This window comes from Streptomyces iakyrus, from assembly GCF_000717055.1.
GTDB lineage: Bacteria > Actinomycetota > Actinomycetes > Streptomycetales > Streptomycetaceae > Streptomyces > Streptomyces iakyrus.
This window is the reverse complement of the sequence record NZ_JNXI01000008.1, coordinates 228,074-248,031: the sequence shown is the minus strand read 5'-3', so window position 1 is coordinate 248,031 and position 19,958 is coordinate 228,074. Positions and strand designations below refer to the sequence as shown.

General features: G+C 71.2%; 18 protein-coding genes. 9 read left to right on the top strand and 9 right to left on the bottom strand.

All coding sequences use genetic code 11. The annotated features are described in order from the left end of the window. Nucleotides 1-205 precede the first annotated feature (205 nt). The 3 genes from OO68_RS15390 (at nt 206) to OO68_RS15380 (ending at nt 2,831) form a co-directional block, all read left to right on the top strand. Nucleotides 206-727, top strand: coding sequence for a roadblock/LC7 domain-containing protein (locus tag OO68_RS15390; protein ID WP_033308902.1), 522 nt, complete (start codon nt 206-208; stop codon nt 725-727). Nucleotides 728-839: 112 nt separating this feature from the next. After that, nucleotides 840-1,214 (top strand): roadblock/LC7 domain-containing protein, encoded by a 375-nt coding sequence (locus tag OO68_RS15385; RefSeq protein WP_030847269.1) that lies wholly within the window; start codon nt 840-842, stop codon nt 1,212-1,214. A 108-nt stretch (nt 1,215-1,322) separates the two neighbouring features. After that, nucleotides 1,323-2,831, top strand: coding sequence for an FAD-dependent monooxygenase (locus OO68_RS15380; RefSeq protein ID WP_033308901.1), 1,509 nt, complete (start codon nt 1,323-1,325; stop codon nt 2,829-2,831). On the opposite strand, the gene OO68_RS15375 is transcribed toward OO68_RS15380, so the two are convergent. The 6 genes from OO68_RS15375 to OO68_RS15350 all read right to left on the bottom strand — a co-directional run bounded on the left by OO68_RS15375 (nt 2,828) and on the right by OO68_RS15350 (nt 10,109). After that, entirely contained in the window at nt 2,828-3,802 is a 975-nt protein-coding gene (locus OO68_RS15375; protein WP_033308900.1) for an alpha/beta hydrolase, read from the bottom strand. The two genes, OO68_RS15380 and OO68_RS15375, sit on opposite strands and share 4 nt — an antisense overlap. A 93-nt stretch (nt 3,803-3,895) precedes the next feature. Then, a complete protein-coding gene (locus tag OO68_RS15370; protein ID WP_033308899.1) occupies nt 3,896-4,390 on the bottom strand; it encodes a lamin tail domain-containing protein in 495 nt (164 codons plus the stop codon). A gap of 156 nt (nt 4,391-4,546) precedes the next feature. Next, nucleotides 4,547-5,911, bottom strand: a complete 1,365-nt coding sequence (locus OO68_RS15365; protein WP_033308898.1) for an FAD-dependent oxidoreductase — start codon at nt 5,909-5,911, stop codon at nt 4,547-4,549. A gap of 128 nt (nt 5,912-6,039) precedes the next feature. Continuing rightward, on the bottom strand, nt 6,040-8,775 hold the full coding sequence (locus tag OO68_RS15360) for a SpoIIE family protein phosphatase (RefSeq protein WP_209442585.1): 2,736 nt from the start codon (nt 8,773-8,775) through the stop codon (nt 6,040-6,042). 151 nt (nt 8,776-8,926) lie between these two features. Beyond that, on the bottom strand, nt 8,927-9,463 hold the full coding sequence (locus OO68_RS15355; protein ID WP_033308896.1) for a hypothetical protein: 537 nt from the start codon (nt 9,461-9,463) through the stop codon (nt 8,927-8,929). A gap of 28 nt (nt 9,464-9,491) precedes the next feature. After that, complete coding sequence (locus OO68_RS15350; protein WP_033308895.1) at nt 9,492-10,109, bottom strand: ATP-binding protein; 618 nt, start codon at nt 10,107-10,109, stop codon at nt 9,492-9,494. Between the two features lie 207 nt (nt 10,110-10,316). On the opposite strand from OO68_RS15350, the gene OO68_RS15345 reads away from it, so the two are divergent. Next, entirely contained in the window at nt 10,317-10,547 is a 231-nt protein-coding gene (locus OO68_RS15345; RefSeq protein WP_033308894.1) for a DUF397 domain-containing protein, read from the top strand. 152 nt (nt 10,548-10,699) lie between these two features. Next, the gene (locus tag OO68_RS15340) at nt 10,700-11,614 is read left to right on the top strand and encodes a helix-turn-helix domain-containing protein (protein WP_033308893.1); all 915 of its coding nucleotides are present in this window, start codon (nt 10,700-10,702) and stop codon (nt 11,612-11,614) included. Nucleotides 11,615-11,680: 66 nt separating this feature from the next. On the opposite strand, the gene OO68_RS15335 is transcribed toward OO68_RS15340, so the two are convergent. Beyond that, nucleotides 11,681-12,508: an SAM-dependent methyltransferase gene (locus tag OO68_RS15335; RefSeq protein WP_033308892.1), complete on the bottom strand. Its 828-nt coding sequence runs from the start codon at nt 12,506-12,508 to the stop codon at nt 11,681-11,683. 351 nt (nt 12,509-12,859) lie between these two features. Here OO68_RS15335 and OO68_RS15330 point away from each other — a divergent pair, with 351 nt between their 5' ends. Beyond that, nucleotides 12,860-14,533 carry a hypothetical protein gene (locus OO68_RS15330; RefSeq protein ID WP_033308891.1) on the top strand — a complete coding sequence of 558 codons (1,674 nt, stop codon included), beginning with the start codon at nt 12,860-12,862 and terminating at the stop codon, nt 14,531-14,533. A 9-nt stretch (nt 14,534-14,542) separates the two neighbouring features. On the opposite strand, the gene OO68_RS15325 is transcribed toward OO68_RS15330, so the two are convergent. Continuing rightward, nucleotides 14,543-15,184, bottom strand: coding sequence for a hypothetical protein (locus OO68_RS15325; RefSeq protein WP_033308890.1), 642 nt, complete (start codon nt 15,182-15,184; stop codon nt 14,543-14,545). 170 nt (nt 15,185-15,354) lie between these two features. On the opposite strand from OO68_RS15325, the gene OO68_RS15320 reads away from it, so the two are divergent. After that, entirely contained in the window at nt 15,355-15,654 is a 300-nt protein-coding gene (locus OO68_RS15320; RefSeq protein ID WP_209442584.1) for a hypothetical protein, read from the top strand. A gap of 34 nt (nt 15,655-15,688) precedes the next feature. Next, nucleotides 15,689-15,862 carry a CsbD family protein gene (locus OO68_RS44055; protein ID WP_078625313.1) on the top strand — a complete coding sequence of 58 codons (174 nt, stop codon included), beginning with the start codon at nt 15,689-15,691 and terminating at the stop codon, nt 15,860-15,862. Between the two features lie 111 nt (nt 15,863-15,973). On the opposite strand, the gene OO68_RS42280 is transcribed toward OO68_RS44055, so the two are convergent. Further along, complete coding sequence (locus OO68_RS42280; RefSeq protein WP_051814649.1) at nt 15,974-16,675, bottom strand: oligopeptide/dipeptide ABC transporter ATP-binding protein; 702 nt, start codon at nt 16,673-16,675, stop codon at nt 15,974-15,976. 84 nt (nt 16,676-16,759) lie between these two features. On the opposite strand from OO68_RS42280, the gene OO68_RS15310 reads away from it, so the two are divergent. After that, on the top strand, nt 16,760-19,936 hold the full coding sequence (locus OO68_RS15310) for a glycoside hydrolase (RefSeq protein ID WP_051814648.1): 3,177 nt from the start codon (nt 16,760-16,762) through the stop codon (nt 19,934-19,936). The last annotated feature ends 22 nt before the right edge of the window (nt 19,937-19,958 follow it).

Sequence of the window (19,958 nt, the reverse complement as noted above, 5' to 3'; positions counted from 1 at the left end):
GGAGTATCGTCGGCAGCGTCAGATGTGTATAAGAGACAGCCCCAGCCCCAGCGTCCGCCCCCGCCACCGTGTCCGCCGAGCCGGGCCCCTCACCTCGTCCCGCTGCACCGGACGAGCCCGACACCGCACTGCTGCGACGGCTCCTGCACGCCTTGGAGGCACTGTGATCCGCGCGCGAAGACAGCGTGCCGAAAGGAGACTGCTCATGGCCGTCGAGACCGACGTCCTGGACGAACTGCGTCGGCTCCGCACCCGCATACCCCGGCTGACGGGCTCCCTCGCGGCCACCGTCGACGGACTCGTCCTCGCCCACGACGTGCCCGGCACCGAGCCGGAGGGACTCGCGGCGCTCACCGCCGCCGCCCTCGGCGTCGCCTACCGCATGACCGACGCCGCCGCCCGCGGTGACTTCCGCGAACTGCTGGTCCGGGGCTCCGGAGGCTACGTCGCGACCTACGCCGCCGGAACGACCGCCGTGCTCACCCTCCTGGCCGAGGACCGCGTCAACGTCGGCCGCCTGCACCTCGAAGGCCGGCGCAGCGGCGCCCGGATCGCCGACCTGGTGGCCGCGGGCGTCGGCCCGGGCACCGGCCGCCACGCCGACCGGCCGGCACCCGAAGAGCACCTGGCCACGGTGCCCCCGGCCGGCGACCGCCCCATCGGCACCCTCCCGGTACGGACCCCGCAGCGGCCCGCGCACCAGCCGCGCCCGCACACCGGCATCTGAGCCACCCGAACCACCAGACCCACCCGAACCACCGACCAGACCCACCCGAACCACCGACCCACGAACCTTCCGACCCACCGAAGTAGAAGACCGAAGGAAAGGAACCGAGCGCATGGCCAACACGGAGACCGCGCTGAAGGAATGCCTGAGCTCCATCGACGGAGCGACGGCCGTCGCACTCGTCGACTACACCAGCGGTATGGCTCTCGGCACCCTCGGCGGCAGCAAGGACTTCAACCTGGAAGTCGCCGCCGCGGGCAACACCGACGTCGTGCGGTCCAAACTGCGCACCATGGAGCACCTGGGACTGAAGGAGGAGATCGAGGACATCCTCATCACCCTGAACACCCAGTACCACCTCATCCGCCTCCTGAAGGGCCGCGGAGGCAGCGGACTCTTCCTCTACCTCGTGCTCGACGGGAGCCGGGCCAATCTCGCGATGGCCCGCCACCAGCTGCGCCGTATCGAGGCCGACCTGGAGGTCTGAACCGGCACCACCGGACGGGAGCCCTCCGCCACGGACACGTCGCGGAGGGCACCGGCACGCCGCACGACGACGGCCCGCGCGCGGCCTGCCGCGTCTACGGTGGGTGCCATGACGGCACCCCTGGACGTGCTCGTGGTGGGCGCGGGCCCCACCGGGCTCGCCCTCGCGACCCAACTGCGCGCCGGTGACACCCCGTTCCGGATCGTCGACCGGTCACTGGACCGCGCCCGGGAGTCACGCGCTCCCGCGATCCAGCCCCGCACCCTGGAGATGCTGTCCGCGTTCGGCGTGGCGGACGACCTCGTCGATCGGGGCAACACGGCCGTCCGGCTCCACCTGCATCTGCCCCGACGGGTGCTGCGCGTCCCGCTGTTCGACGTCGGCTGCGACGACACGCCGTACCCCTTCCTGCTGTTCCTTCCGCAGTCGGAGACGGAAGCCACCCTCGCGGCTCATCTGGCCGAGCGGGACGTGACGGTGGAGCGGGGCACCGAACTGCTCGGCGCTGAACCGGAGGGCGAGTACGTCACCTGCCGCCTGCGACGCCGCGACGGGACCGAGGAGACGGTGCGGGCCCGCTATGTCGTGGGCTGCGACGGCGCACGCAGCACCGTGCGTGCCCTGGCGGGCATCGCCTTCGAGGGGTACGCCTATCCGCAGACGTTCCTGCTGGCGGACCTGGAGGCCGACGGGCTGGAGCAGGGCACCGCACACACGTATCTGACGGCGGCCGGGCTGCTGTTCTTCTTCCCGCTCGGCACTCCTGCCACCTGGCGGATGATCGCTATGCACCCGCCGGACGCCCCCGGCGGCGAGGTCACCCTGGACCTCCTCCAGCGGATCGCCGACGACTGGACGCCCGACAGGCCGTCCCTGCACGACCCGGTCTGGATGACCAGCTTCCGCATCCACAACCGCGGCGCCACCCACTACCGCAAGGGCCCGTTCTTCCTCGCCGGCGACGCGGCGCACATCCACAGCCCGGCCGGGGGACAGGGCATGAACACCGGCATCCAGGACGCCCTCAACCTGGGCTGGAAACTCGCCCACGTCTGCTGCGGGGCCGCACCGGAGGAGTTGCTGGAGACGTACGAGGCCGAGCGTGCCCCGGTCGGCCACGGCGTACGCAGGCTCACCGACCGCGCGTTCACCATCGGTACGAGCGGCCACCCGGTCCTGCGGCTGGCGCGGGCGCGCCTCGCTCCCCACCTGGCCCCGCTGCTCCTGCGCGCGACCGGTGCCCGGGCACGCCTGTTCCGTACGGTCTCCGAACTCGGCATCCACTACCGACGCGGCCCCGCCTCCGCCACGGGACCGCAGCGCCCTCGGCAGGGCCCCCGCGCGGGAGACCGCCTGCCCGACACCCCGGCCGGACTCCAGCGCCGCATCACCGGACCGGGCTACCACCTGCTGCTCACCGGCCCCGCCCACCACTGGCCCGACGACCTGCCGCTGGGCGAGCGGCACGGCTTGCTGAACGTGCACCGCCTGGGCCCGCGGAGCCCCTGGCCGGGCACCACGCACGCCCTCGTACGGCCCGACGGGTACGTGGGTCACCTGGCACGAGGCACCGACCTCACGGGTCTGCGCGCCCACCTCGACCGCTGGCTGCCCTAGCCCGGGAGGCCGGCGAGCCACTCGATCAGGAGCCGGTTGGTGTCGGCGGGACGCTCCTGCTGAACGAAGTGACCGCAGCCGTCCAGAAGGTGCGAGCCCTTCAGCCCGGGCAGCGTGCTCGGGTATGCCTCGATCGCGTCGGCCAGCCAGGTCGTGGACGCGTCCAGGGTGCCTCCGATGAACAGCGACGGCTGGGTGACGGGGGCCCCGGCGAAGTCCGCGAGGTCCCGCCAGTCGCGGTCCATGTTCCGGTACCGGTTCAGCGCCCCCGTCAGTCCGGTGCGTTCGAACTCCGCGGCGTAGACGTCGAGGTCGGCCTCACTCAGCCACTCCGGCAGCCGGCCGGCGGGGAACCGGTCGCGCAACCGACCGCCGGGGGCCACGAAATGGGGGTCGGCCCCGGGCAGCGTGTCCCCCGACAGGGCCGCGTAGAAGCCCGCGAGCCAGCCGCGCACGTCGGGCTCGATCTCCGCCTCGGCCCGGCCCGGCTCCTGGAAGTAGGAGACGTAGAACTCCTCGTCACCCCCCATCCGCGCGAAGACCTCACTCGGTCGCGGCCCGCCGGGCGGGGTGTAGGGCACGCTCAGCAGTCCCACCGCGCGGAAGGTCTCCGGCCGGACCAGAGCGGAGGTCGCCGCGATGCTCGCGCCCCAGTCGTGCCCGACGAGCACGGCGGACGGCTCGCCCAGAGCCTCCACCACGGCGACGTTGTCCGCCACCAGATCGAGCATCCGGTACGCGTCCGCCTCCGGGGGCCGGGACGAGCGCCCGTAGCCGCGTACGTCCACGGCGACCGCGCGGTAGCCGGCCGCTGCCAGAGCGGGCACCTGGTGGCGCCAGGAGTACCAGGACTCGGGGAACCCGTGCAGCAGGAGGACGAGCGGTCCGGCGCCCTGCTCCACGAGGTGGGTGCGGCCGGCCGGTGTGGGCACCAGGCGATGGGTGCGGTCGGCGGCGGACGTCTGCGGCATGGATCCTCCCGCGATCCGAAGGGCGTTCGGTCCACCGATCATCCAGCGCCCGCCGCGCCGCACGCCAAGCCTGTTGCCGGATCGGCAAAAGGCTCAGCCGTGGAAGGTGATGTACCCGTTGCGGTCCGGGTCGGAGCCGCTCTTGGTGTACGAGTGCACGTCGGCACGGCTGCCGGACGGCTTGTACACGTAGATCGTGTCCTTGTCGTTGTTCCACATGAAGTTGCAGTTGTCGCGGTAGACGACGTTCCTGGTGTCGGAGTCGGTCCCGTTGCCGCCGCGCAGCTTCACGTAGTCACCCGGCTGGAGGGTGTGGCTCGCGGTGAAGGTGAACTTGTTTCCCGCCGCGTCCTTCACGACGTACCCCTTGAGGTTCACCGTCGTTGAGCGCGAGTAGTTCTTGATGGTCAGGTACTCCTCGGCGGTGTTCCCGCCCGAGCAGCGGTTGGAGTCGCTCCCGGGAGCGTCGTACTGGATGCCCCGGATCTTCAGCGCGGAGTCGTACTCGGCGGCCTGGGCCGGGACCGCCGACAGGGCGGTCAGGGCTCCGGCGGCGAGAGCCGTGGTGGCGACAAGGCGTATGCGCATGGACGTTCGTCCCCCCTGCATGGCCTTCAGGTGAAGGCGATGTGATGGTTCGGTGAAGCATCCGGATCGTACACGCTTCAAGTACGCAGAAGGGCGGGTCCGGTGACATTGCCACCGAACCCGCCCCGCGGGAGGTAAAACGTCAGGTGCGAAGCGTCAGGCGCCGCTGGCCCGCAGCATGTCCTCGCGCTCGACGATCTTCACGCGCTCGCGGCCCTCGGGCTCGCCCAGAGCCTTCTCCGCGGCGTCCAGCTTGTACCAGCCGTCCCAGGTGGTGAAGCGGATGTCGCGCTCGGCGAGGAACGCGTCCACGGCCTCGGGGGCGGGAGTTGCGGGCGTGTGCAGCCGGTCGTTGCGGTAGTCGTCCAGCAGGTTCGCCACCGTCTCGTTGGCGTCGCCCTTGGTGTGCCCGATGAGGCCGATGGGGCCGCGCCGGATCCAGCCGGTGACGTACGTGGACTGCAGGTGCTCGCCCGACTCCTGCATGACCCGGCCGCCCTCGTCCGGCACGGTGCCCGAGTCGATGTCCCAGGGCAGCTTGGGGAGCTTGTCGGACAGGTAGCCCACCGCGCGGTACACCGCGCCGACGTCCCAGGTGTTGAACGTGCCGGTGCCCTTGACGTTGCCGGTGCCGTCGAGTTCCGTGCGCTCGGTGCGCAGGCCCACGACCTTGCCGTCCTCGCCGAGGACCTCGACCGGCGACTCGAAGAAGTGCAGGAAGAGCTTGTGGGGCCGGTCGCCGACGTCGCGGATCGCCCAGTTCTCCAGGGTCTTGGCCACCATGTCGGCCTGCTTGTTGCCGCGCCGCGTGGTGATCGAGCCCTCGTCGTAGTCGATGTCCTCGGGGTCGACGATGACCTCGATGTTGGGGGAGTGGTCCAGCTCCCGCAGTTCCATCGGGCTGAACTTCGCCTGCGCCGGGCCGCGTCGGCCGAAGACGTGGATCTCCTTGGCCCGGTTGGCCTTCAGACCCTCGTAGACGTTCGCGGGGATCTCGGTCGGCAGCAGTTCGTCCGCCGTCTTGGCCAGGACGCGCGCGATGTCGAGCGCCACGTTGCCGACGCCGAGCACGGCGACCTTCTCCGCCTCCAGCGGCCAGGTGCGCGGCACGTCCGGGTGGCCGTCGTACCAGGACACGAAGTCCGCGGCGCCGTACGAGCCGTCCAGGTCGATGCCCGGCAGTGAGAGCGCCCGGTCGGCCGTCGCGCCGGTGGCGAAGATCACGCCGTCGTAGAACGCGCGCAGGTCGTCCAGGCCGATGTCGGTGCCGTAGTCCACGTTGCCGAAGAGCCGGATCTGTGGTTTGTCGAGCACCTGGTGCAGGGCCGTGATGATGCCCTTGATCCGCGGGTGATCGGGAGCGACGCCGTAACGGATCAGACCGAACGGCGCCGGCATGCGCTCGAAGATGTCGATGGAAACGCCGGGTTCGGCGGCCACCTCGGACTTGAGCAGGGCGTCGGCGGCGTAGATCCCGGCGGGGCCGGATCCGACGATGGCTACCCGCAGGGGGCGGGGCATGGTCAGGTTCCCTTCGAGCGGCGACAAGCGATCTCGACGGGAAGCCTAAACTAAGGCATGCCTAAGTCGGTACGGGGGTCCGGTCTATGAGCTCATAAGGCTACTTTATGGGAAGCCCATGGTTCCCCTTATGGCAGGGGCTGCTCCGCCCAGATGACCTTCCCCGCGCGCAGGTAGCGCGTCCCCCAGCGCTCCGCGAGCTGCGCGACCAGGAACAGGCCGCGCCCACCCTCGTCCGTCATGGTCGCGTACCGCAGGTGCGGTGAGGTGCTGCTGCTGTCGAACACCTCGCAGATCAGGTTGCGGTCGCGCAGCATCCTGACGCGTATGGGGCCGCCGCCGTACCGCAGCGCGTTGGTGACCAGCTCGCTCAGGATCAGCTCCGTGCTGAAGGTCAGCTCGTCCAGGCCCCACTCGGTCAGCTGCCGGCTCACCGCCGCCCGCACCTCGCCCACGGCCGCGGGATCGGCCGGCACCGGCCACTCGGCGACCTGGCCGGGGGCCAGCGCCCGGGTGCGCGCGACGATCAGCGCGATGTCGTCGCTGGAGCGGGCCGTGAGCTGCGAGTCGAGCACGACCCGGCAGGTGTCCTCCGGCGACTGCCCCGCCCGGCCCAGTGCCTTGCGCAGCATCTCCAGGCCCACATCGATGTCCCGCTCCCGGTCCTCGACAAGACCGTCGGTGTAGAGGACGAGCCGGCTGCCCTCGGCCAGCTCCAGCTCCGCCGTCTCGAACGGCAGACCCCCGAGTCCCAGCGGGGGACCGGCCGGCACGTCGGGATACTCCACCGTGCCGTCCGGGTGGATCAGCGCCGGCGGGGGGTGCCCGGCCCGCGCGACGGTGCAGCGCCGGGACACCGGGTCGTAGACGGCGTACAGACACGTCGCGCCGGTGACCGGGGCGCTGCCCTCGTCCTCCGTCTCGTCCTGGTCGATCCGGCCGACCAACTCGTCCAGCAGGGCGATCAGTTCCTCGGGCGGCAGGTCGAGGGCGGAGAAGTTGTGCACCGCGGTGCGCAGCCGCCCCATCGTGGCCGCGGCGTGCAGTCCGTGACCGACGACGTCCCCGACCACGAGCGCCACCCGGGCCCCCGACAGCGGCAGCACGTCGAACCAGTCACCGCCCACCCCGGCCTGCGCGGGCAGATAGCGGTAGGCGATCTCCAGGGCACCCTGCTCCGGCAGGTTGCGGGGGAGCAGGCTGCGCTGGAGCGTCACGGCCATGCTGTGCTCGCGGGTGTAGCGGCGCGCGTTGTCGATGGAGACGGCGGCCCGCGCGACCAGTTCCTCGGCCAGGGCCAGCTCGTCCGCGTCGAAGGGCTCCGGCTTCTCGCAGCGCCAGAAGCTGACCACGCCCAGCACCAGGGTGCCGGCCCGCAGCGGCACCGTGATCAGCGAGTGGATGCCGTACGCGACGATCTGGGCCGAGCGCTCCAGATCCTGCGCCTGCCAGCCCGGGGCCTCGCCCAGCCGGGGCTCCAGGACGGGCCCGCCGGTGGCGAGACTGCGGCCCTGCGGCGAGGACTCGACGAACCTGATCCGCTCGCCGACCGGATAGAGCGGCGCGTCCTTGCGGATCCCGCTCACCGCGGTCCGGCTGAGCGAGGCCGCCGCGTTCGGCTGCCCGCCGCCCAGCACCGCGTCGAACAGGTCCACGGTGACGAAGTCGGCGAACCGCGGCACGGCCAGCTCGGTCAGCTCCTCGGCCGTGCGCGTCACGTCCAGACTGGTGCCGATGCCCACACCGGCGTCGTACAGCATGTTGAGCCGCTCCCGCGCGGTCTCGGCCCGCCCGGACAGCGCCCGCAGTTCCGTGGAGTCGCGCAGGGTGGCGACGCTGCCGGGCGGCACCCCCGCACGGTCCGTCGTCCGCTGGTTGACGGCGAGGAGCCGGTCCCCGACGAGGTGCACCTCGTCCGTGGCGACGCGTCTGGAGGCCAGCAGGTCGGCGGTACCCGGGTCGAGGCCGAGACTGAGGACGTGCCGGCCCTCGGCGTCGGCGGGCAGCCCCAGCAGCCGGTGCGCCTCGTCGTTGGCGAGGACCAGGGTGCCCCCGTCGTCGACGATGAGCACGCCCTCCCGGACGGCGTGCAGCACGGCGTCGTGATGTTCGTACATCCGGGTCATCTCGTGGGGGCCGAGCCCGTGGGTCTGGCGCAGCAGTCGCCGGCTCACCAGTGCGGCACCCGCTGTCGCCAGGACGAGCGCGGCCGCGGCGGCCGTGAGCACGAGCGGCAGCTGACGGTCGGCGGTGCCGCCGACGCTCTTGGTCGTGATCCCCGCCGAGACCAGGCCCACGACCCGGCCGTCCGCGTCCTTCACCGGTACCACGGCCTGTACGAGCGGGCCGATGGTGCCCTCGATCTCCTCGGTGAACGACTTCCCGGCCAGCGCCGGCGCGAGCGTCCCGACGAACTTCTTCCCGATCCGGTCCGTCCTGGGATGGGTGTAGCGGATCCCGTCGGTGTTCATGACGACGACGAAGTCGACCCTCGACCGCTCCCGGGCGGCCTCGGCCCGGGGCTGGAGCACGGCGGTGGGATCGGGGCTCTGCAGCGCCTCGACGGTGCCCGGCGCGTTGGCGAAGGTCTCCGCGACGGCGAGCGAACGGTTGCGGGCCTCCTGTGTCGTGTCGTGCCGCACTTGCAGCACCAGTGCCACGACGGCCGCCACGACCAGCAGCAGCACGATCACCACGACGAGCAGGAACACCTGTCCGGCGACGCTGCGTCCGCCCAGCACCGACCGCAGCCCCGCCCCCGGTTGCCACCGTGGCGGGCCCGCCTCCCGCCGCTGCCGTGCCGACGGCGCAGCGCCGGGCCGCAGGGGCGATCGAGTCCCGGATCGACCCAAGAGTCGGACCATGTGCCATGTCTACACTGCCCGGCCCCGGGAGGCGAGGGGCATCACCCATGGTGACAGGGGGTCCTCACCGTTTCGTCACGTCTGCGGGCCGGACGGGCTCGCCACCCTTCGGTGAACGTGCGGCCTGCCCACCGGAGAACGTACGGCCGTGTCAGGCGCCCAGCGAGCGGGCCAGCTCGGTCGTGGCCCGGGCGATCTCGCCGTCCTCGTCCGCCATCAGCCGTCCCAGCTCACCGCGCCGGGACCGCACCGCCTGGCGCGCCGCACGCTCCCACACCACCGGGTTCTCCCGGTGGTTCAGCAGCTTCGGATAGACGGCGGCGGTGCTCTCCCACTGCCGTGCGTCGGCGATGTTCTGGAGCAGCCGGATGATCTGGGCGCGGCAGGTCACCTGCGGCAGCTTCGCCAGCTCCCACAGGAACGGAACCGTGGCCGCGGTCGCCTGCTCCACCACGAAACCGAACTGGCAGATCCGTTTCCGCAGGTCGTCGAGGGCGGAGCGGGCGAGGTCGGCGTCACCCCCCGCGATGCCGGTGAGCAACTGGGGGATGGCCGCAGCCGAACCCGTGGAGTCCTGGATGTCGCCCCACGGCACGCGGTCCAGTGCTGTGAGCTGCGTGTTACGGGCCGGGGCGTCGGGGCGCTGGGGGCGCTCGCCGCCCGGGTGTTCCGTCGAAGCGCTGCGCATGGCGAGGGGCCTTTCCGCGGCAGTGGTGTCAGATGGGTGGACAGGGTGGGGCGGGCCGGGTCGACATCCTGGCCCAGACCGTCTTGCCCGCCGGGGGACTGGGGGCCCAGCCCCACTCCTCGGACAGGGCGTCGACGATGCACAGCCCCCGGCCGTGCTCCTCCAGGGCGATGCCAGCCGGCCGGTACACGGGCGGGTGGTCGTCGAGGTCGGAGACGGTGACCAGCAGGTGGCCGGGGTCCAGGAGGAACCCGAGCCGGATCTCCGGCACGCCCGGCGCCATCGAGGCTCTCGGCGCCGCGTGCGTCGCGGCGTTGGCGGTGAGCTCGGTGATGACGAGGGTCGCGTCGTCGCAGCGGTGGTCGAGCGACCAGCCGTGCAGGGTGACGCGGGTGAAGGACCGGGCTCGCGCGAACCCCTCCCGGCTGCACTCGACTTGCAGCGCGGCCGACGCGGACAGGGCACCCGAGAACTGCGGCAGTGTCTTCGGCATTGAGGGTGGAGCCCCGTACGGCGAGGCCGGATGCGAGCCGGCCGGGAAGGCGGGGTCCGCCGCGGGTGCGCCTGCGTGTGCCGCAGCTCCACTCGGCGGCCGGAGCACGTGCTGCGCAGGTGATGACACGGCATCTCCCCGATGCGACGTCAGGACGCGGCGCCAGCCCGGGGGTTGACGCCGCAGCTATTATCCACGCTGAAGGCGCTCGCGTGCAATTGCACGAGAAATTGCGTGAGAATCAAGCCGTTGTGGGTACGCAAGCCGGGACGAGTGCGGTCGAAGGGACGCGTCCGCCACTCGTCCGGACGGCCGGGCACACCGTGCGCGGCGGGGAACGAGAACAGCGAGGAGACTGCGGTGCCACCAGTGCAGAACGGAGTGCGGGCAAGCTCGTTGGAAGCCTGCTGGGTGAAGAGCCGGCACAGCAACGCCGAGGGCAACTGCGTCGAGGTCGCCCCCCTCGTCGACGGCGGGATCGCCCTGCGCAACTCCCGCGACCCCGACGGGCCCGCCCTCGTCTACACGTCGGCGGAGGTGGCGGCCTTCCTGGCCGGGGCGAAGGACGGCGAGTTCGACCACCTGCTGTGAGGAACGGTCCCGCTGCGCGCGGCGCGTGATGCCCTCGGGGAGAAGCGGAGTCCAACTCCCCACTTCCGCGGGGGCTTTGCGGGCGGATGCGTGAAGACCCGGTGAAGTGCGATAGTGTTAATCGCCCTTGTGCCGGTCTGCTGGGAGTCAGGATGTCCGCCGCGTCGCATCGCATCTCCCGTCTGGAACCCTACCTGGACAGGCGTGAGCCGGCGCCGACTCTGCTGAAGATGCTGGTCGGTGTACAGCTCGCCGGCTTCCGCGAGGACGCCGGGCTCGCCCAGGACCAGGCGGCGCGCGCTGTCGGGTTCAGTGCCGCGAAGCTGTCCCGCATCGAGTCGGGCAAGGGCCGCCGACCGCCGACGGAGAACGACGTCCGCGCCCTGCTGGAGCTGTACGGCACCGACGACTACGAAGTCTCCGTGCTGCTCAAGCTGCTGCAACGGGCCGGCGAGCCCGGCTGGTGGCAGCGGTACGACAAGCGGCTGATGCCCGAGTGGTTCGACCGGCTGGTCGGGCTCCAGGAGGCCGCCGCCACCATCCGTACCTTCGAGATCCAGTACGTGCCCGGCCTGTTGCAGACACCCGCCTACACCCGGGCCGTGGTGGAGCGCGGTCTGCCGAACGCGCCCGCGAGCGAGGTGGAGCGGCGCGTCGAACTGCGCAGGCACCGGGCCCGGTTGGTGTCACGGGCCGACGCCCCACAGCTGTGGGTGATCATCGACGAGTCCGTGCTGCTGCGCGTCCTGGGCAGCACCGACGTGATGCGGGAGCAGCTCGTGCACCTCGTCGAGATGGCCGGGCGCCCCAATGTGACGCTGCAGATCGTGCCGCTGAGCGTCACCAACGCCTCGGCGCCCGCCATCCCGATCACGTATCTGCGCTTCGGCGGCCTTGATCTGCCCGACGTGGGCTACCTGGAGCACATCAAGAGCGCGAACTTCCTTGAGGACCGCGACGAGACCGAGGAGTACCGGATCGCGCTGGACCGGCTCGCGGACGAGGCGCTCAAGCCCCGTGACTCGATGGAGCTGCTGCGGCAGACGATGGAGCAGCGCTACCCGTGACCTGCGGAACCTCGTGAGGGGCGACGGCCGCCCCGCGCGAGGTACCGCTCCGGTCACATCTGCGGGTCACTTCTCCAGCGGGATCCGCCCGACGCCGCCGAACTCGATCCACTCGTGGGTGAGCTGACGGGGCACCACCTCGGTGTCCGGACGCCAGGTCGACACCTCGACGAGCCCCGGCTCCAGGATCTCCAGGCCCTCGAAGTACGTCTCCACGTCCTTCGGTTCGCGCACGCGGCCCCAGTGGCCCTGGGTCGCCTGGTCCATGAAGTTCGTGACGAAGGCGCGGACCTCGGGGTCCTCGCTGACCAGCTGGCACATCACCATGAAGCTGCCGGGCGCGAGCCGCTCCCGCACGCGCCGGGCCACCGCGAGCGGCCCGTCGGTGTCGCTGTCCGGGATGCAATGGAACACGGAGTTGAACAGCACGCACACCGGCTCGTCGAAGTCGATCAGCCGCTTGGTGTCGGCGTGGCCGAAGATCTGGTCGGTCTCGCGCATGTCCGCGTGGATGACGGTCGTCCGCTCGTCCTGCTCCAGCAGCGCGCGGCCGTGCACCAGCACCATCGGGTCGTTGTCGACGTAGACCACGTGGGTCGTGGGGTCGATGCGCTGGGCGACCTGGTGCACGTTGTCCTGCGTCGGCAGGCCGGATCCGTGGTCCAGGTACTGCCGGATGCCGTACTCCTCCGAGAGGGTCTTCACGACCCGCTGGAGGAAGCGCCGGTTGTTCAGGGCCAGGCGGCGCGTGCTGGGGACGACCTTGTCGAGTTCCTCGCACGCGGCGCGGTCCGCCGCGTAATTGTCCTTGCCACCCAGGTAGTGGTCGTACATGCGCGCTGCCGTCGGCACGTTCGCGTCGATCTCGGTGGACAGCTGCTTCTCGGAGTGCATCGTTCCCCCTGCAAGGTGCCGCGCCAACGGACTGGCTGGACAGGAAGTACATCCTAGGGAGCGGGAGTTGGGCCGTGCCAGCCCACCGGCCAAGGTACCCACGATCGAACGACAAGATGATCGCCACCCCATGTCGGACTGTAACCGTTTGCCTACCGTGCGCCATCAGTGTGGGAAGGGTTCGCGCCGGTGGCAGTGTGTCGCCCCTGTGGGGGAGGTGGGCGAGTCGCACCGGCGCGCTTCATCGCTACCCGAACCGCTAATCTGGAAATACGAGAATTGATCGGAAAGCCGAGGGCGTGTCCGCAACCGCTATTCTCACGGCCCCGGCCGCTTTTCCAGGAGAAACTCATGGGCGACTATTACGACCTCGGTACGCACAGCCGTCCCGTCACCACGTCCTCCGCCGATGCCCAACTCTGGTTCGACCGCGGCCTGGTGTGGACGTACGCCTTCCATCACGAGGAAGCCGTCGCCTGTTTCGAAAAGGCGGCCGCGGCCGATCCGGACTGCGCGATGGCGTATTGGGGAATCGCCTACGCCCTCGGCCCGAACTACAACAAGCCCTGGGAATTCTTCGACGGCGAGGAACTGGTGCGGACCGTCGAACGCACGCACACCGCCGTGGAACGCGCTCACGAGAAGGCTGCCCGCGCCACCCCGGTCGAGCGGGCCCTCATCGGCGCCCTGCGGGCCCGCTATCCACAGCCGGAGGCCGTCGAGGACTGCTCGGTGTGGAACGAGCCCTACGCGGACGCGATGCGCGTCGTGTACGAACTGGCTCCCGAGGACCCGGACATCGCCACCCTGCACGCCGACGCCGCGATGAACCTCACCCCGTGGCAGCTGTGGGACCTCAGGACCGGCCGGCCGGCCGAGGGCGCCCGGACCACCGAGGCCAGGGCCGTACTGGAAGGCGCCCTCGCCACCGAGGCCGGCGTACGGCACCCGGGGGTCCTGCACCTCTACATCCACCTGATGGAGATGTCCCCGACCCCGGAGCAGGCCCTCACCGTCGCCGACCGGCTGCGCGGCATCGTGCCCGACGCCGGGCACCTGCTCCACATGCCCTCACACCTGGACGTCCTGTGCGGTGACTACCGCCAGGTCGTCGCGGCCAACAGCGACGCGATCGCCGCCGACGAGAAGTACCACCGGCAGGCCGGGGCCATGAACTTCTACACCCTCTACCGGGCGCACAACTACCACTTCAAGATCTACGGCGCCATGTTCCTCGGGCAGGCGCAGGTCGCCCTCGACACCGCCGCCCAGCTGGAGGCGGCCATCCCCGAGGACCTCCTCCGCGTGCCGAGCCCCCCGATGGCCGACTGGCTGGAAGCCTTCCTGGCCATGCGCGTTCACGTCCTGATCCGCTTCGGCCGCTGGACCGAGATCCTCGAACTGCCCGCCCCCGCCGACCCGGAGCTCTACGCGATGACCGTCGCCATGCGGCACTACGCCCGGTGCGTCGCGCTCTCCGCCACCGGCGAGGTCGACCGGGCGGAGGCCGAACGCGAGCTCTTCCGGGCGGCGGTGGGCCGCGTGCCCGACACGCGGATGCTGTTCAACAACACCTGCCACGACATCCTCGCGATCGCCGCGGCCATGCTGGACGGCGAACTCGAATACCGCAGGGGCAACCACGACCTCGCCTTCGCCGCCTTGGAGCGCTCCATCGAACTGGACGACAACCTCCCCTACGACGAACCCTGGGGCTGGATGCAGCCCACCCGCCACGCCTACGGCGCACTGCTGCTGGAGCAGGGCCGGGTGGCGGAGGCCGAGGCGGTCTACCGTGCCGACCTCGGCCTCGACGACACCCTGCCCCGGCCCCTCCAGCACCCGGGCAACGTCTGGGCGCTGCACGGCTTCCACGAGTGCCTGCTGCGCACCGGCAAGACCGGCGAGGCGGCCCTCGTCGCCCACCAGCTCAAGAAGGCGAGCGCACTGGCCGACGTACCGGTCCAGTCGTCGTGCTTCTGCCGTCTGGAGGTCGCGGAGCCCGCCGGCGGGCGCTGCCACTGATCCCCGCGGTCAGGGCCGGTTCAGGCGCGCGAGCTCCAGCGCCCGGGTCATGGCGGGCCGGTCCCGCTGTCGGCCGGCCGGGTCGCCGGTGAGGGACATCAGGAGCTCCGGGGTCAGCCGGTGGCCCTCGGCGTGCGCCAGCAGGGCCTCCGCCTCGCGGGCCGACGTGGCGCCGTGGTCCTCGTCGGCGATCGTGCGCAGTACGTCGCCGCGGTCGGTGAAGCGGCTCATACCGCAGTCGAGGCCGTCGTCGCGCAGGGTGCCGGGGTACGGGGCGCGGGCCCAGGACCCGTTCTCGTACCAGTAGACACAGCCCAGTTCATTGCCGCCTCTGTAGTCACCCAGCTCGTCGTGGGGGAGCCAGGCGGGGGCGCCGGCGAGCATGTCGACCGGCGGCCGGTGCCACTTGCATCCGCTCGACTCGTCCTCGCCGTAGAGCACGTACCTCCCCGCGCCCCGCGGTGCGAACCTCCACCACGTGCAACCGGCATCGTCCAGACGGAGCCCCGTGTCGTCCACCCAGGTCCCCGTACGGTGATACGCCTCCTCGTCCGCCGTGGTGGCCTCCAGTACGGCGATGAGCGCCCAGCGCGCCCACAGCACCTGCGGCGACGGCAGATCCCCGGGCAGGCCCGGCCGGTTGATGGTCATGCACTGTCCCCGCTCGTCACACCTATCATGATCACGCCCAGGCTCTCACGAGGCGAAGGGCCGACGATCAACGGCCGGGTCGGCCGTCCTGGTCCGGTGCGCAGCAGGGCGATCCCGTACGCGACGATCCACACCACCCGCATCAGCCACCCGGCGAGCCCGAGCTCGCCATGCTGTACGAGGGCGGCCGCCGGCGCGGCGACCTGACCCGGGTGCAGGTCTTCTCCTCCTGGCCGCCGGGCGTCCTGCGCACCGGACTGGACGTGCCGTCGGCGGCCGACGTCTGCGCGGCGCTGTGCAACATCGACGTGTACGCCGTGCTGACCGGCGAGCGCGGGTGGTCTCCCGACCAGGTGGAACAGTGGTGGTGCGGCGCGCTGGTGTGCGAGCTGCTCTCCTGGCCACCGGTGACGGACGTGGGGGCCCGTGACACGTTTGGGCCGCCGCTCCCGTGGTCACTCGTGCGGTGACCTGTAGTCGGACACGACGTGGAGTGAGCGAACCGTGGCTGGAGATCAGAAGGGCAAGGCGAAGGCCGAGCAGGCCAAGGGCAAGGCCAAGGAGACGATCGGCCGCGCGGTGGGCAACGAGCGGCTGGAGGCCGAGGGCCGGGCAGAGCAGTCGAAGGGTGACGCCCGCCAGGCCAAGGAGAAGACCAAGGACGTCTTCAAGCACTGAGTCGTTCGCGAGAACCGAGATCAGGTGGCCGTGCCGCGTCCGTGGGGGACGCGGCACGGCCCTGTTCGGCCTGCACGGGACAGGACCGGGCCCGTCACGCCGCAGAAGCCTCTACGAGGGGGTGGTGGCAGGCGGCTCCGTGGAGCGGCGCACGGGCGGCGGCGTGGGCACGGACTCGGCGGACAGGTCCCGCACGCGCGGGCACCGGGTCCGGAACCGGCACCCGGAGGGCGGGTCGGCCGGTGACGGGAACTCACCGGTGAGCAGGATGCGCTGCCTTCGGCGCCCGTCGGACAGCAGCGCCTCGGTGTACGGGTGGCGCGGACGCTCGTGAACCTCCTCCGTGGGGCCCGACTCCACCATCCTGACGAGGTACATCACGGCGACCCGGTCGGCCAGGTGCCGCACCACGGACAGGTCGTGCGAGATGAACACGTACGACAGGCCCAGCTCGTCCCGCAGGTCGCACAGGAGGTTGAGCACCTGTGCCTGCACCGACAGGTCCAGCGCGGAGACGGGCTCGTCGCAGACGATCACCCCGGGCTCCAGTGCCAGGGCCCGGGCGATCCCGATCCGCTGCCGCTGCCCTCCGGAGAACTCGTACGGAAGGCGAGGCGCGTCCGAGTCTCGCAGGCCGACCATGTCCAGCAGCTCCGTCACGCGCGCCGCACGCCGTGACGCGGGCACGAGCGCCCGGTGGGTCAGCCAGGGCTCAGCGATGAGGTCCGCGGCGGTGAGGCGGGGGTCGAGCGAACCGAACGCGCCCGGCCGGAACGCGTCAAGGGGTGTGCGCCGGTTCTCAACTCGCCCCACCTCTTGACGTGTTGATTGCCGTCCTAAAACATTCGGGAAACTCGATTGATTCTGCGCGGTTCTGTTCGCTCTCGAAGGGAATCCATGTCCAGCAGACATCGCCTCGCCCGGACGGCACTGGCGATTGCCGTCCCCCTGGCGCTCGGCGCGGGCCTCATGGCCGTGCCTCCCGCCGCCGCTGCCGCCGACCCGCCCGCGAGTGCGGTCACGGTGGGCATCGACCCGTCCTACCGGCAGCAGGAGTTCGAAGGGTGGGGGACGAGCCTCGTCTGGTTCGCCAACATCACCGGCCGCTACCCCGAACCCATCCGGCAGAAGCTCGCCGACATGCTGTTCGGCGAGGACGGACTCCGCCTGAACATCGCGCGCTTCAACATCGGCGGCGGCAACGCCCCCGACGTCCGCAAGGACTACATGAAGACCGGCGCGACGATGGACGGCTTCTGGAAGGCGCCTGAGGGCACCACCAGGGAGGACACCGACTGGTGGAACCCTGACAACCCCGAGCACTGGGACTGGTCCGCAGACCCGGGCCAGCGCTGGTGGGTGGACCGCGTCAAGAGCAAGGTGACGAAGTGGGAGGCCTTCAGCAACTCACCGCCCTGGTTCCAGACCGTCAGCGGCTACGTCTCGGGCGGCTTCGACGCGAACGCCGACCAGATACGGGCGGACCGCGTCGACGACTTCGCCACCTATCTGGTCGAGGTCACCGATCAGCTGGAGAAGAAGCACCGCATCCGGTTCGACACCATCGCCCCGCTCAACGAGCCCAACACCAACTACTGGGGCACCCAGATCGGCCCCGACGGGCAGCCCACCGGCGGCCGCCAGGAGGGCGCGCACGCCGGCCCAGAACTCCAGCAGAAGGTCGTACTGGCCCTGCACCGCGCACTGGAGAAGGCCAGAACCCGCGCCACGATCTCCGCGATGGACGAGACCAACCCCAGCACCTTCGTCCGCAACTGGAACGCCTACGACGGCACCGCCCGGGCCGCCGTCGACCAGCTCAACGTACACACGTACGGCACCGGCATGCGCACCGGCGCCCGAGACAGCGCCAAGGCCGCTGACAAGCCGTTCTGGATGAGCGAGGTCGAGGGCACCTGGGGGACCGGCACCGACTTCACCGGCATGGAACCGGGACTCGGCATCGCGACCCGCGTCGTCGAGGACATCCGTGAACTGGAGCCGTCCGCCTGGGTGTTGTGGCAGCCCGTCGAGGACTCCATCCCGCAGGCGCAGGCCGGCAAGAACTGGGGCAGCATCCACGTCCCGTTCAACTGCACCGCCGGGGACACGCTGGAGACCTGCCCGGTCAAGGCCAACACCAAGTACCACACCCTGCGCAACTTCACCCACCACATCCGCCCCGGCGACCACTTCGTCAAGACCGACGACCCCTCCAGCGTCGCCGCCGTACGCAAGTCCGGCCGTGGGGCGACGGTGGTGCACGTCAACAACGGCACGACCCCGCGGGCGGTGACCGTGGACCTCACGAAGTTCCGGCGGGTCGCCCCCGACGCCACTGTGACCCCCGTGGTGACCAGCGCAGACGGCGCGCTCGTCCGCGGCACGCCCGTCGCGGTGAAGAACGACTCGGCCACCGTGACCGTCCCGGCCAAGTCGGTCACCACCCTCCTCGTCGACGGCGTGTCCGGTACCGCCGCCGACGCCGGGCTCGTCCAGCCCGGCCATGTCTACCGCCTGAAGGGCACCCAGAGCGGCAAGTCCCTCGCACCGTCGGCCGACGGCGACGGCGTCGTCGTCCGCACGCCGAACCCTGCCGCCGACTCCCAGCTGTGGCGGGTGAAGCAGCTGACCCGCGGCGAGGGCAACCGTGAACGCTACGCCCTCGTCAACGCCGCGAGCGGCAGGCATCTGGCCGTGCGGGACGACGAGGCCGTGCTCGAAGACGGGGCCACACCCGCCGGACGTTGGATCATGTCCACCACCGGCGACGGCACCTGGACCTTCGTCAACGCCGCGACGGGCCGTCTCCTCGACGTCGTCGGGCAGTCGACCGCGGACGGCGCCCGCGTCTCGGCCCACCTCCCGACCTCGGGCGCGAACCAGCGCTGGGGCGTGACCGACGAGACGGTGCTCCGTACGCAGCCGGCCAAGGCGTTCACCGTTCCCGGGCGCGCCCCCGAGCTGCCCGGGACCGTGACACCCGTCTTCCGTGACGGTGCCCGGGGCGCGCTCCCCGTGCAGTGGACGCCGCCCTCCGACGCACGCTGGCGCAAGCCCGGGACGGTACGCGTGAAGGGCCGGGCCACGGACGCCCTGGGCCGGACCGTCCCGGCCGAAGCGGTGGTCACGGTGGACACCATCGCCACCACCCTTCCGGCCCGCGCCAAGACGTACACCGGCGGACGCCCGGCCCTGCCCGCCACGGTGACGGGCGTGGGACGGCACGGCGGCACCGCCGAACTCCCGGTCACCTGGGAGCCCGCACCCGAAGGTGCCTTCGGCGACACCGGCGTGGTGACCCTGCGCGGCACGGCCCGGGTCCCGGGCGGGGACACGGCCGCCGCGGCCCTACGCGTCCAGGTCACCGCACCGCGGGAGACCAACGCCGCGCGCGAGGAGGGCGTGACGGTCGGCGCCACCTACACCGAGAGCGGCTACTCCGCCGACGGCCTGCGCAACGGCACCACGTCCGAGAAGGCCTGGTCGAACTGGAGATCCGGCACGAAGAACCCCTCCGACACCCTCACCTTCACGCTGCCGGAAGCCCGCGATGTGAGCCGGGTCGTGACCCACTTCCACCGTGACGGCACCAACGTCAGCTTCGCGGAGTCCCTCACGGTGCAGGTGCGGGGCTCCGACGGCACGTGGTCCGACGCGAGCGACCAGGTCGCCGTCGGCACCGAGGGGACGCCGGTGGCCGACGTGCCGGTGCGCGCGGCGGGCCCGGTGACGGGCGTGCGCGTGGTGATGAGGGCCCGTCCGGGCGGCTACATCACCCTCGGGGAGATCGAGGTCCTCGCCAAGGCGCCGGGCGCTTCCGCCGACGCCGCGGCCGCGTCGATCACGGTGGACGGCAAGACCCTGAGCGGATTCGAGCCGGACCGGACGAGCTACCGGCTGGCGGTCGACCGCCCGGACTGCGCCGCGATCACCGCCACACCGCGTGACCCCTACGCGAAAGTGACGTTCCGGAGGGACACCGCCGGGGGCAGGACGGTCCACACCGTGACCGTGACCGGCGAGGACGGCTCACAGACACGGGAGTACCGGATCGAGCTCACCCGCCGCTGAATGCACGGAGAGCGCGGGGCCC